The organism is Pseudonocardia zijingensis, assembly GCF_042657305.1.
Classification (GTDB): domain Bacteria; phylum Actinomycetota; class Actinomycetes; order Mycobacteriales; family Pseudonocardiaceae; genus Pseudonocardia; species Pseudonocardia zijingensis.
Map to the genome: position 1 here is coordinate 116,136 of NZ_JBHSKO010000011.1, position 12,364 is coordinate 128,499.

Sequence of the window (12,364 nt, forward strand, 5' to 3'; positions counted from 1 at the left end):
GCGCCCGCCTCTCAAGATCCGTGTTCGACCGGCCCTGTCATACCACCCCCGCCCGCGGTCCGGGCGCCGTAGCGGCGGCGGGCCAGAACGGCCGCCACGGCCAGCGGCACCGACACCACGAGCGCCACCCGGAACACGGTCTCGAAGTCGGCCACGTCGGCGAACGGGGCGAGGCCCGCGGTGCCGATCGCGGCGCCGAGGAACAGCAGGGCGGCGAACAGCGCCACCATCGTGGCCCGCTCCGCCGCCACCACCTCGGTGGACCAGCTCTGCAGCGTGGTGTGCAGGAACGCCCACGACCCGCCGAGCAGCACGCCGGCGGCGGTGACGGTGGGGATCGACACCGTCACCGCGGGCACGGCCCACGCGGCGACGAGCAGGGCGGCACCGACGGCGGCCAGGCCCGGCGCCGAGAGGCGCCCGACCAGCACGCGGACGAGGCGGGAGAACACCACAGCGCCCGCCCCGTAGGAGGCCGCGACCAGCCCCCCGATCGCCGCCGACGAGCCGAGCGCCTGCACGGCGGGCGCCAGGTAGGTCACCACGCCCAGCACCACCACGCCCTCGACGAGCACGAGGCCGAGCACGATGAGCGCCCACCGGTGGCGCAGCACGGTGGTGATCGAGTTCAGCGGGCTGCCGGTGGTGGGCGGGCGGTCCGGCTCGGGCAGCCTGCGCAGCGCCACCCACAGCGCGGCCGCGCCGATCCCGGTGATCCCGGGCACCGTGCGCCAGCCGACCACCTCCGCGAGCACGCCCGCGCCGGCCGTGGCCACCGCGATGCCCAACGACGACGCGGTCAGGACCTCCGCGAGCGGGCGCTGGCGCACCCGCGCCTCCCACATGTCACCGACGTAGACGAGCGTCGCCGGCACCAGCGCCGCGACGCACCCGGCCGAGACGGTGCGGGAGACGCCCAGCACCAGCAGGTTCGGCGCGAGCGCCGACACCACCCCGGCCACCGCCGCCCCCAGCAGCGACACCCGCATCACCCGCACCCGCCCGATGCGGTCGCTGATCAGACCCCACACGGGCTGCATCAGGCCGTAGGCCAGGAAGTACGCGCTCGCCACCGCCAGCACCGCGACGAGCGGCTCACCGAGGTCGAGGCCGATGACGACGAGCATCGGGGGGAGGGCGAAGCGGTCGCAGGAGCTGGTGAGAGCGGTGAGCTGCAGCAACCGCAGCCTGCTCCGCTCGGCGGCTCTGCCGGTGTCGGTCGTCACCGTTCGACCATGCTCCCCGGCGGGCCGCTCCGCTGCCGGTGGCGAGCGTGAATCGCGCCACTGGTTAGCTTTGGACACGTGAGCGCCGATCTCGATCCCGAGGAGTTCCGCAGGCTCGGGCACGCCGTCGTCGACTGGATCGCCGACCACCGCGCCGGCCTCGAGAAGCTCCCGGTGCAGACCGGGGTGGAACCCGGCTGGGTGCGCGCGCAGCTGCCCGCCGCCCTGCCCGAGGACCCGGCTCCGCTGCAGGATCTCCTCGACACCGTCGACCGCGTCGTGGTGCCCGCGAGCACCCTGTGGCAGCACCCCCGGTTCTTCGGCTACTTCCCGGCCAACGCCTCCCTGCACTCGCTCCTGGGCGACGTGCTCTCGGGCGCGCTGGGGGCGCAGGGGATGCTGTGGTCCACCTCGCCCGCCACCACCGAGGTCGAGCAGGTGCTGCTGGACGGCTTCGCCGCCGCGCTCGGCCTCGACCCCGCGTTCACGTTCGCGGGCGGCGGGGGCGGCTGCATCCAGGACTCCGCGTCGTCCGCCGCGCTGGTGGCGCTGCTGGCCGCGCTGCACCGGGCGAGTCCGGGGTGGCGCGAGACCGGGGCCACCGGCGCCGAGCGGGTGTACGTCACGTCCGAGACCCACTCCTCGCTGGCCAAGGCGGTGCGGGTCGCAGGGCTCGGCGCCCGCGCGCTGCGCGTGGTCGACACCGCGCCGGGCTCGCTCGCGATGTCCCCCGACGCGCTGGCCGCCGCGCAGCGCGACGACGTCGCCGCCGGGCTGCGCCCGGTGCTCGTGTGCGCCACCGTCGGCACCACCGGCACCGGAGCCGTCGACCCGGTGCGCGCGGTGGCCGGCGTCGCACGCGAACACGGCGCCTGGGTGCACGTCGACGCCGCGTGGGCGGGCGTCGCCGCACTCTGCCCGGAGTTCCGCCACCTGCTCGACGGCGTCGAGCTCGCCGACTCCTTCGCCACCAACGCGCACAAGTGGCTGCTCACGGCGTTCGACGCCGGGTTGCTGTGGGTGCGCCACGCCGACGCGCTCCCGGCGGCGTTGTCGATCACACCGGAGTACCTGCGCAACGCCGCGTCCGAGTCCGGTGCGGTGGTGGACTACCGCGACTGGCAGGTGCCGCTCGGCCGCCGGTTCCGCGCGCTCAAGCTGTGGGCGGTGGTGCACGGGACCGGCCTGTCGGGGCTGCGGTCCCACCTGCGCGAGCACGTGGCGCTCGCCGCGGACCTCGCCGACCGGGTGCGCGCCGACCCGCTGTTCGAGCTGGGCGCCGAGCCGTCGCTCGCGCTCGTGTGCCTGCGCGTGGTGACGGGAGCCGGGCCCGAGGCCGACGACGCCGCCACCCGCGAGGTGCTCACCCGCGTCAACGCCTCAGGGGAGGCGTTCCTCACCCACACCGTGGCGGGCGGCCGCTACGTGATCCGGGTGGCCATCGGGTCGGTCTCCACCGGGCCCGAGCACGTCGACCAGCTGTGGCAGCGGCTGCGCAGCGAGGCGGTTGCGGTGGTGGGCCAGGTCTCCCCCTGAGCGCAGGCCCTCCCCGAACGCCAGCATGGTGGCTTTACTGGCACATTGCGCCAGTAAAGCCACCTTGCCGGCACAAGGGGCGGTCTCAGCCCCGGGTCAGCCCGGCTCGCCCCGCCGCTTGCGGTACAGCACCCACGCCAGGTCGCCGAGCGCGATGGCGGCCACCACCACCATCGCCCACGCGAGCAGCGGGAAGTCGTAGGCGAAGCCGATCCACGCCGCACCCACCGCGAACACGAGACCGAACGCCGCGAGCACCGCCCGCAGCGTCAGTGCGCTGTAGGTGGGTGCGGCGCCGCCGAAGCCCGCGGTGGGGTCGTGGTAGTCGGGCAGGCCCCGCTCGTAGTCGGCGCGGGTGCGCCGCCGCCTGCCGTCCTGCTGGCGCTCCATCATGGTTGCCGGGTACCCGCTCGGAACGGGTCAGGCCTCCTCGTGCTCCAGTTCGCCGTCGCCGCCGGGGATGCGGTGGCGCAGCAGCACGCGGCTGCCCCGGTCGTCGAAGCGGATGAGCACCGACTCGGACATGTGGTTCATCAGCGGGATCCCGCGCCCGCCCTCCGCGGGGCGGTCGGACGGCGGGCGCCAGCTGCCGTGGTCGACGACCTCGATGCAGAGGGTCCCCTCCTCCGTCCACAGGGTGAGCTCGACGATGCCCGCCTCGTCCGGACCGTAGGCGTGGCGCACGGCGTTGGCGGCGGCCTCGTCGACCGCGAGCACGACGTCGGCGACCTCCACCTCGGTGAGCTGCAGGGGGGCGAGCCAGGTCGAGAGCTCCCGCCGGATCACCGCGAGCTGGTTGGGGTCGGCGGGCCAGCTGCGGTGCACGAACTCGACGTGGCCGGGGGCGGGCCGGCGCGAAAGCTCCATGTCCGTCACGTTCCACCCCATCGGCGAGAAGCAAACGTCGCCGGGCGCCCCAAATCGTCCGGTGGCCCGCTCGTCGCGCACCGCGCACCGGCGGGCGCAAGCGTTCAGCGGGGCGGTCGCCGTCTGTTCCGCCGCCGAGTGTTCAGGGGGCCAGTTGCGGGGGTAGCTCCCCTGCATGACCGCGCACAGAACCGACGCGCCGAACGTGGACGTGCCGGCGCAACGCAGCCCGGCGGGGACCGGCACCGACCTGAGTGACGTGCCGACCAGCGAGCTCGTCCACCGGATGTCCACCCAGCTGTCCGACCTGGTGCGCCGCGAGCTGCAGCTGGCGCGCGAGGAGCTCACCGCCAAGGGCAAGCGGGCCGGCGCGGGCGCCGGGCTGGCGGGAGCCGGTGGCGTGGTGGCCGTCTTCGGCGTGGGCGCGCTCGTCGCGGCAGCCGTCGCCGGGCTCGCCACGGTGCTGTCCGTGTGGCTCTCTGCGCTGATCGTCGGCGTCGTGCTGCTGCTGGTGGCCGGCATCCTGGCGCTCACCGGGCGCGGGCGGCTGCGGCAGGCCGGGTCGCCGGTGCCGCAGGAGGCGGTGCGGGGCGTCCAGCACGACGTCTCCGCGGTGCGGAACGCGGTGCACCGATGACCCGCCCCGAGGGCGTCCCGGCCGAGGGCGAGGTCGTCGAGCGGGACGTCGAGCAGCTGCGGGCCGACCTCGGCCACACGGTCGAGGAGCTGGTCCACCGCGTCGACGTGCCGCAGCGGCTGCGCGAGAAGCGGGCCGAGACCACCGAACGCGTGCAGGCGGAGGTGGCCCGGGCCCGCGAGACGGTGGCGCAGAAGGCACCCGCGGTCCAGGACGCGCTGCGCGAGTCCCCCGCCGTGGTGGGCGGGGTGCTCGCGGCGTTCCTGCTGCTGTGCGTGCGCACGCTCGTGGCGCGCCGCCGCGCACGCCGGAAGGAGGACACCGGTGGAACGGGGTAGCTCGAAGCACGGGGCCCGCGAGGACGAGGCGCTCGCCGACCAGCTGGCCGGCGAGCTCGGCCCGGGCGGGTCGAACCGCGAGGAGTGGACGTCCGCGGAACCGCCCGCCGACGACGACCCGCCCGAGCGCACCGAGAACCCGGACACCGGGTGCTGAGCGCCGGGCGCCCCGTCAGGGGCGCGCGCGGCGGGCGAGCAGCCCGAAGCCCAGGGCGAACAGCGCCGCGACCACGGCGCCGACGGCCGTGACGCCGAAACCCACCTCGTAGCCGGTGATCGACGGCAGTGTGGCGCCCTCGGGCACGCTCGCGGCCAGCACGGCGGCGGCCACCGCGCCCGCGATGCAGGCGCCGAGCATCCGCACGAGGCTGTTCACCCCGCTGGCCACGCCGGTGCGGGCGGGGTCGACGTGCTCGATCGCCATCGTGGCGAGCGCGGAGTACGCCAGCCCGATCCCCAGGCCGAGCAGCGTCATCGCGGTCAGCACGTCGGTGACGTGGCCGTGCGAGAACACCAGCCACAGCTCCGCGGCCGCGGTGAGCGCCGACCCGATCGCCACCACGTGCGGCGCGGACAGCCGCCGGATCAGCAGGCCGGACGCCGGCGAGACGATCATCATCAGCAACGAGGCGGGCAGCAGGTAGAGGCCCGCCTCGAGGACCGACGCGCCGAACCCGTACCCCGCGGTGGCGGGGGCCTGCACGAACTGCGGTGCGAGCGAGAACCCGCCGAACATCGCGAACCCGAGCAGGAGGGACGCGACGCTGGCGCCGATCGTGCCGCGGTGGGTCAGCAGGCCGATGTCGACGAGCGGTTCCGCGGTGCGCCGCTCGACCGTCACCCAGGCGGCGAAGAGCACCACCGAGGCGGCGACGAGGCCCAGGGTCGCGGCGGAGGTCCACCCCCAACTGCGTCCCTCGGTGATGGCGAGCAGCAGCGCCACCAGCCCGCCCGCCAGCAGCACCGCCCCGGGGACGTCCGGGCGCCCGCCCTGCGGCGGCGTGGGGTCGTGCAGGTGGATCCGGCCGAGCACGAAGGCGACCACGGCGAGCGCGGCCATCACCCAGAACACGGCCCGGAAACCGGTGGTGTACTGCGCGATCACGCCGGAGAGCACCAGGCCCAGCCCGCTGCCGATGCCGATCGTGGCGCTGATCGTGCCGATCCCGGTGGCCAGCCGGTCGGGTGGCAACGCGCCGCGCACCACGCCGATGGACAGCGGGATCACGGCCACCGAGAAGCCCTGCACCACCCGACCGGTCAGCAGCACCGGCAGCGTGGTGGAAAGACCGGCGATCACCGAGCCGGCCAGCATGAGCAGGAACGACCCCAGCAGCACCCGCCGCCGCCCGTACATGTCGCCCAGCCGGCTGAACAGCGGCGTCGCCACCGCGCCGACGAGCATGCTGATCGTGAACGTCCAGCTGACCGCCGTCACGTCCGCGCCCAGCTCGGCCTGCAGGCGCGGGAGCAGCGGCAACACCGCGCTCTGCTGCAGGACGGTGACGGCGGAGCCGAACGCCGCCACGGCCACCACCGACCACCCCTGCCTGGGGGGTGCTGCCGGGGACGGGGCCACAGACGATGCCTGTGCCATCTCAACCCTTCGAATGGGTACCTTGAGTAAGTAACCGTCGTAGACTACCTACCTAAGTTAGGTAACAGTCAAGGGAGATTGTCGTGCACGACGACGGCGACGACCTGCTCGAGGCCGCCGGCTCGATGAGCAGGTTGGCGCGCATGTTCAAGCGCACCCGGGTGTACGAGCGCGCCTGCCTCGAGGCCGGGATCACGGTCGACCGCGTCGGCGTGCAGGTACTCAGCCTGGTCAGCAAGGCCGAGGAGCCTCCCAGCCTCAAGGAGCTCGCCGAGGCGATGCAGGTCGAGGGACCGCACGCCACCCGGCAGGTCCAGCGGCTCGTCGCCCGCGGGCTCGTCGAGAAGACCGTCGACCCCGGCGACCGGCGGGTGGCCCGGATCACGCTCACGCCCGCGGGCGCCGAGGTGATCGACCGCTACCACGCGGTGCTCAAGGACTGGATGCGCGCCGCCGTGGCCCACTGGCCCGCCGACGACCGCCGGCAGGTGTGCACGCTCGTCATGCGCTGGGCCGACGACATCGAGTCGTACTTCGACGCGCTCGACGAGCAGCCGCTCCCCCGGCCCTGACGGCCGGTCCCGGCTCGCCGGTCAGTCGGTGTGCGTCACCTTCAGCGCGTAGACGGCCACCGCCCCGGGCGTGCCCACCGCGTCGCCCTTCTCCGTGCTCGACTGCACGTACGCGCCGACCTTGAAGTACCAGCCCGTGCCGCTCTTGTTCAGCTCGGCCTTCTTCTCCCCGTCGTGGAAGACCTCCACCCGCCCGTCGGCCGCCACGATCCTCAGGTCGTAGGGCGTACCGAGCCGGTAGGCCGGGTCGAGCACGGTCTCGGTCTCCCCGTCGTCGGACTGCACGGTCAGCCGCTCGCCCTCCAGGCGGATCTGCAGCACGTCGTCGTCGCCGTCGTGGATCTGGGCCGCCACCACCTCCGGCTTCGCCTTCGGGGTGGCGATGATCGCCTCGCGCACCTCGAGCGTGTGCGTGCCGCCGGGGTTCGACCAGGAGGCCTTCTCCCCGTCGCGCATCTCGCGCAGCTCGGAGCGCGGGTACTTGCTGTTCTGCGTGGTGACGCCGCCGACCTTCGCCGTGAAGACAACACCGTTGCGCGACTCGTTGACCCGGAAGAACTCGTTCGTGAACGTGGACAGCGCCCCGGTGAGCACCTCCTGCGGGCTGCTCTCGTCGCCGGTCGGGAGCGTGAGCTTCCAGTCGCTGAGGTCGAGCAGGTCGGCGGGGACGTCGGCCGTGGCAGGCGCGAGCGGACCCTCCTGCGCCGGCGGGTGCTGCCCGACGATCTCGGGCAGCGGGGGCAGGGGCGGCACCGGGTCGAACTGCGCGGAGTCGAACTGCGCCGGGTTGAACAGCGCGGTGGTCGACAGCGCGGCGGCGAGCGCGGTGGCGAGGAGGGGGTGGCTGATCGTCATCACGGACGTCCCATCGGCCGGACTCACGTGGGGTGCACGTGAGTGGTGCGGGAGCGGACGATGCCGAACGGTAATCAGCTGATCGCGCGCTGTTCGGCTGAGTCACCCGAATGTGGATCACCTGGTCGCGCAGATCTTCGCGGGTGGGTCGCGGCGGTCAGATCGTCGCGTCGGCCGGGGTCTTGTCGTTGCGCAGGCCGCGCCACGCCGCGTGCCGCAGCCGCCCCTCCTTCGTCAGCACGCGGTAGACGACCTCGCCCACCAGCTCGGGGCGCACCCACCGGGCCTTGCGGGCCTCGGCGCGCGGGACCTCCTCGTCGAACGGGCTGTCCGGCTGCTCCCTGGCCTGCAGCTCGGGCAGCAGCGACCGCAGCGCGGCCTCGGTGAACCCGGTGCCGACGTGACCGAGGTAGCGCAGTGACCCGGTGGCGTCGTAGGCGCCCAGGAGCAAGGCGCCGATGGTCTGCGCGCGGCGCCCCTCCCCTGCCGTCCAGCCGCCGATCACGACCTCCTGCGTGTGCAGCAGCGCCGTCTTGATCCACGCCGTGGAGCGGCGGCCGGGCTCGTAGCGCGACGCGCGCCGCTTCCCGACCACGCCCTCCAGGCCGTGCGCCCGCGCGACCTCGAGCAGCTGCGCCCCGCTCACCCCCGCGGCCGCGGGCGGCACGCGCACCCGCGGGCCGGCGAGACCGAGGCCCTCGAGCAGCTCGCGCCTGCGGTCGTAGGTCTCGCGCAGCAGCGACACCCCGTCGACGTACAGCAGGTCGAACACCACGTAGGACACCGGGATGCGCTCGACGAGCTCGGGGTCCGGCGACCGGACGTGCATCCGGTGCTGCAGGGTGCCGAAGTCGGGCCGGCCCGACTCGTCCAGGGCGACGATCTCCCCGTCGAGCAGCACCGGGCGGCCGTCCAGGAGCGCGACGAGGTCGGCGAGCTCGGGATAGGCCGCCGTGACCTCGTTGCCGAGCCGGCTCTGCGCCCGGATGCGCTCGCCGGCGACGCCCGTGACGGCGCGCACCCCGTCCCACTTGAACTCGAACGACCACCCCGGACCCGCGGGCGGATCCCCGGCCGTGGCCAGCATCGGCGACACGGGCGGCGGGAGCGGATCGGGCGCGGCCATCCCGGGCAGCCTGCCCGGATCGCGGTGCCGACGCACCCCCGGGATGCCCGATCGGGTGGGCCGGCGGCCGCCTCTCGAGGGGTGGGGAAGCGGCCGCCGGCGGCACGGGAGGGCGGCCGGGGGTTCCGCCAAGCCGTGCTACTCCACAGTAACTGTTGCGCGCGCAATCGGGCGGATCTTCGTACCGGGATCGCAGGCTGTGTCGCGGCCCTAAGCTTCGGATGTGCCGGAGGACACAGAGCAGCTCGAGTCCGCACTCGACGCGGTCGCCGACGAGCTGTACGGCGTGCCGCCCGACGAGTTCGTCGGCGCGCGCGACGCCGCGGTCAAGCAGGCCCGCGAGCGGGGCGACCGCGAGCTCGCCAAGGCGATCGGCAGGCTGCGCAGGCCCACCAAGGCCGCGTGGCTGGCCAACCTGCTCGCCCGCCACCGCACCGCGCAGCTGGACGGGCTGCTGGGGCTGGCCGCCGGGCTCGCCGACGCCCAGCGCAGCCTGGACGGGGCGGCGCTGCGGCAGCTGTCCAGCAAACGCCACCAGCTCGTGGCCGCGATGGCCCGCGAGGCGGGCCGGCTGGCGCAGGAGGCGGGCGACCCCGCAGCCGAGAGCGTGCTGCGCGAGCTGCAGGGGATCCTCGACGCTGCCCTGGCGCGCCCGGAGATCGCCGAACAGGTCCGGTCGGGCCGGCTCACCCGCACGCTGAGCTACACGGGCTTCGGGCCGGAGTCCGACCCGGACGCGGTGCCCGCGCCCGCCGCGCCGGCTGCCCCGCCCGCCGAGGAGGAAGCCCCGGCGCCGCCGGCCGACGACGAGGCCGAGCGCGAGCGGCTGCGCGCGGAGCGGAACCGTCGCGCCGAGGCGCTCGCGGCCGCCGAGGACGAGGAGGCACAGGCCCGGGCGCAGGCCGATGCCGACGAATCAGCCCGCGAGGACGCCGCCACCGCCCGCGAGGACGCCCGCCGCCGGGTGGCCGAACTCCAGGCCGAGCTGGAGGCGGCCCGGGAGGAGGAGCGCGCCGCGGCCGCCGCCGCACGCGAGGCCGAGACCGCGGCGAAGGCCTCCGCCCGCGCCGTGGGCGTCGCCGCGTCGCGCACCGCCCGCGCCCGGGCCCGGCTGGAGGAGCTGGACGAGCGCTGACCGGGCACACTCGGCGGTGATGATCCCCGCCCTGCCCGACCTCCCGGTCCGCCCCGTGCTCCCCGACGTCACGGAGGCGCTCGCCGCCGCGGGCTCGGCGGTGCTGGTCGCGCCGCCCGGCACCGGGAAGACCACGCTGGTGCCGCTCGCGCTCGCGGGCGAGGTCCCGGGCAAGGTCGTGGTCGCCGAACCTCGGCGGCTCGCCGCGCGGGCCGCGGCCGCCCGGATGGCGACGCTCGCGGGCGAGGAGGTCGGGGAGCGCATCGGTTACGCCGTCCGCGGCGACGCGCGCACGTCGGCCGCCACCCGCGTCGAGGTCGTGACGTCGGGGCTCCTGTTGCGCCGCCTCGTCGCCGACCCGGAGCTGCCCGGCACCGCGGCCGTGGTGCTCGACGAGTGCCACGAGCGGCATCTGGACGCCGACCTGCTGCTCACGCTCCTGCTCGACGCCCGCGACGGGCTGCGCCCGGACCTGCGGCTGCTGGCCACCTCGGCGACGGTCCGCACGAAGCGGCTCGCCGAGCTGCTCGGGGACGCGCCGGTGCTGGAGGTCGCGGCGCGCACGTACCCGGTGGCCGTCCGGCACGTCCCACCGCGGCGCGGGGAACGCATCGAGGGCTGCGTCGCCCGGGCCCTGCGCGCCGCGCTCGACGAAGGCGACGGCGACGTGCTCGCGTTCCTGCCGGGCGCCGCGGAGATCCGGCGCACCGCCGCGGCGCTCGACGGCGTCGACGCCGACGTGCTGGCGCTGCACGGGCGGCTGCCCGCGGCCGAGCAGGACCGCGCGCTGCGGTCCGGCCCGCGCCGCCGCGTGGTGCTCTCCTCCGCGGTGGCGGAGTCGAGCCTCACGGTGCCCGGGGTGCGCGCCGTCGTCGACGCGGGGCTCGCGCGCGTGCCGCGCACCGACCACCGGCGCGGCCTCGCCGGGCTGGTCACCGTGCGCGTGTCGGCCGCCGTGGCCGAGCAGCGCGCCGGTCGGGCCGGGCGCGAGGCCCCGGGCCGGGTGCTGCGCTGCTGGCCGGAGGGCGAACTGCTGCCTGCCGAGCCGGAGCCGGAGATCCGCACCGCCGACCTCACCCGGTTCGCCCTCGACCTCGCCTGCTGGGGCACCCCCGACGGCGCCGGCCTGCGCTGGTGGGACACCCCGCCCGAGGGCCCGCTGCGCGCCGCGCACACCGTGCTGCACGCGCTCGGCGCCCTCTCCGCCGACGGCACGGGCGTCACCGAGCGGGGCAGGCGGATGGCCGAGCTGGGCCTGCACCCGCGCCTGGCCCGCGCCCTGCTCGACGGCGCCGAGGCCGTGGGGGCCCGCGCCGCCGCCGAGGTCGTGGCCCTGCTCGACGACGACACGCTCACCGCGGGCGTCGACGCCGACGGCGAGCTGCGGCGGCTGCGCTCCGGTGCGGCACCGGGGTCGGGCCGGTGGCGGGCGGAGGCCGCCCGGTTGCGGCGACTGGTCCGTGGCGGCCGGGGAGGCGAGGAGGACCTCGCGCTCGCCGTCCCGCTCGTGACGGCGCTGGCGCAGCCGGAGCGGCTGGCCCGCCGCCGCTCCCCCGGCTCCCGCCGCTACCTGATGGCCGGCGGCACCGCGGTGGAGCTGGCGCCGGGCACCCCGCTCGAGGACCACGAGTGGCTCGCGGTGGCCGTGGCCGAACGGACCCCCGGCGCCGACCACGGCCGGGTGCGGCTGGCCGCCGCGGCCGACCGCGAGCTCGCGCTGCGCGCGGCGCCCGCCCTCGTGGCGGAGGCCGACGAGGTGGCGTGGGTGCGCGGCGACCCGGCCGGGGTGGTGGCGCGCCACGTGCGGCGCCTGGGCGCCATCGTGCTCGACGAGCGCCGCATCGCCGATCCCCCGCCCGACGCGGTGCGCGACGCGCTGCTCGAGGGACTGCGCACCGAGGGCCTCGGCCTGCTGCGCTGGACCGACGGCGCCCGCAGGCTGCGCGACCGCATCGCCACGCTGCACCGCGTCCTCGGGCCACCCTGGCCGGACGTCTCGGACGAGGCGCTGCCGGCCGACCCCGATGCCTGGTGGGGCGGGCCGCTCGCGTCGGCCCGCGGCCGCGCCGACCTCGCCCGCGTCGACGCGGCGGGCGTCCTGCGCGGCCTCCTCGGCTGGCGCGAGGCCGCCACGCTCGACGAGCTGGCTCCCGAGCGGATCACCGTGCCCTCGGGCTCCCGGATCGCGCTGGACTACTCCGGGGAGCGCCCGGTGCTCGCCGTGCGGGTGCAGGAGGTGTTCGGCTGGGCCGGCGCCCCCTCCGTCGCGGGCGGCAGGCTGCCGGTGGTGCTGCACCTGCTGTCACCCGCAGGCCGTCCCGCGGCGGTGACCGCGGACCTCACGAGCTTCTGGGACACCGGCTACCCCCAGGTCCGGGCCGAACTGCGCGGCCGCTACCCCAAGCACGCGTGGCCCGAGAACCCGCGGGAGGCACCCCCGACGACCCGCCGCCGCCGCTGAGGCCCCGCTGCCCC

13 protein-coding genes are annotated in these 12,364 nt (G+C 75.8%); 7 read left to right on the forward strand and 6 right to left on the reverse strand.

The genetic code is table 11. From position 1 onward, the window contains the following. Positions 1-11: 11 nt before the first annotated feature. Positions 12-1,226 (reverse strand): MFS transporter, encoded by a 1,215-nt coding sequence (locus ACFPL3_RS21950; RefSeq protein WP_343946428.1) that lies wholly within the window; start codon positions 1,224-1,226, stop codon positions 12-14. Between the two features lie 78 nt (positions 1,227-1,304). Between ACFPL3_RS21950 and ACFPL3_RS21955 the strand changes: the two genes are divergently transcribed. After that, a complete protein-coding gene (locus tag ACFPL3_RS21955) occupies positions 1,305-2,762 on the forward strand; it encodes a pyridoxal-dependent decarboxylase (protein WP_343946429.1) in 1,458 nt (485 codons plus the stop codon). A gap of 96 nt (positions 2,763-2,858) precedes the next feature. Here the strand turns inward: ACFPL3_RS21955 and ACFPL3_RS21960 are convergent, their stop codons facing one another. Further along, complete coding sequence (locus ACFPL3_RS21960; RefSeq protein ID WP_343946438.1) at positions 2,859-3,152, reverse strand: hypothetical protein; 294 nt, start codon at positions 3,150-3,152, stop codon at positions 2,859-2,861. A 30-nt stretch (positions 3,153-3,182) separates the two neighbouring features. Beyond that, on the reverse strand, positions 3,183-3,629 hold the full coding sequence (locus ACFPL3_RS21965) for an ATP-binding protein (protein ID WP_343946430.1): 447 nt from the start codon (positions 3,627-3,629) through the stop codon (positions 3,183-3,185). 175 nt (positions 3,630-3,804) lie between these two features. Between ACFPL3_RS21965 and ACFPL3_RS21970 the strand changes: the two genes are divergently transcribed. Genes ACFPL3_RS21970 through ACFPL3_RS21980 form a run of 3 tightly spaced genes read left to right on the forward strand, consistent with a single transcriptional unit; the run spans position 3,805 to position 4,761 of the window. Then, positions 3,805-4,266 carry a phage holin family protein gene (locus ACFPL3_RS21970; RefSeq protein WP_343946431.1) on the forward strand — a complete coding sequence of 154 codons (462 nt, stop codon included), beginning with the start codon at positions 3,805-3,807 and terminating at the stop codon, positions 4,264-4,266. After that, positions 4,263-4,604, forward strand: coding sequence for a DUF3618 domain-containing protein (locus ACFPL3_RS21975; protein WP_343946432.1), 342 nt, complete (start codon positions 4,263-4,265; stop codon positions 4,602-4,604). The genes ACFPL3_RS21970 and ACFPL3_RS21975 overlap by 4 nt, the downstream gene beginning before the upstream one ends. Further along, entirely contained in the window at positions 4,591-4,761 is a 171-nt protein-coding gene (locus ACFPL3_RS21980; protein WP_343946433.1) for a hypothetical protein, read from the forward strand. Before ACFPL3_RS21975 ends, ACFPL3_RS21980 begins: the two co-directional genes overlap by 14 nt. Before the next feature lie 15 nt (positions 4,762-4,776). Here the strand turns inward: ACFPL3_RS21980 and ACFPL3_RS21985 are convergent, their stop codons facing one another. Next, positions 4,777-6,138, reverse strand: coding sequence for an MFS transporter (locus ACFPL3_RS21985; protein WP_343946434.1), 1,362 nt, complete (start codon positions 6,136-6,138; stop codon positions 4,777-4,779). A 146-nt stretch (positions 6,139-6,284) separates the two neighbouring features. Between ACFPL3_RS21985 and ACFPL3_RS21990 the strand changes: the two genes are divergently transcribed. Further along, the gene (locus tag ACFPL3_RS21990) at positions 6,285-6,773 is read left to right on the forward strand and encodes a MarR family winged helix-turn-helix transcriptional regulator (protein ID WP_343946435.1); all 489 of its coding nucleotides are present in this window, start codon (positions 6,285-6,287) and stop codon (positions 6,771-6,773) included. A gap of 21 nt (positions 6,774-6,794) precedes the next feature. Here ACFPL3_RS21990 and ACFPL3_RS21995 read toward each other — a convergent pair whose 3' ends face one another. Then, complete coding sequence (locus ACFPL3_RS21995; RefSeq protein WP_343946436.1) at positions 6,795-7,628, reverse strand: polysaccharide lyase family 7 protein; 834 nt, start codon at positions 7,626-7,628, stop codon at positions 6,795-6,797. Positions 7,629-7,785: 157 nt separating this feature from the next. Beyond that, positions 7,786-8,754 carry a non-homologous end-joining DNA ligase gene (gene ligD / locus ACFPL3_RS22000; protein ID WP_343946437.1) on the reverse strand — a complete coding sequence of 323 codons (969 nt, stop codon included), beginning with the start codon at positions 8,752-8,754 and terminating at the stop codon, positions 7,786-7,788. Positions 8,755-8,977: 223 nt separating this feature from the next. On the opposite strand from ligD, the gene ACFPL3_RS22005 reads away from it, so the two are divergent. Together ACFPL3_RS22005 and hrpB are read left to right on the forward strand one after the other, a co-directional pair. Continuing rightward, on the forward strand, positions 8,978-9,889 hold the full coding sequence (locus ACFPL3_RS22005; RefSeq protein WP_379589607.1) for a hypothetical protein: 912 nt from the start codon (positions 8,978-8,980) through the stop codon (positions 9,887-9,889). Between the two features lie 19 nt (positions 9,890-9,908). After that, positions 9,909-12,350, forward strand: coding sequence for an ATP-dependent helicase HrpB (hrpB, locus tag ACFPL3_RS22010; protein WP_379589608.1), 2,442 nt, complete (start codon positions 9,909-9,911; stop codon positions 12,348-12,350). Positions 12,351-12,364 lie beyond the last annotated feature (14 nt).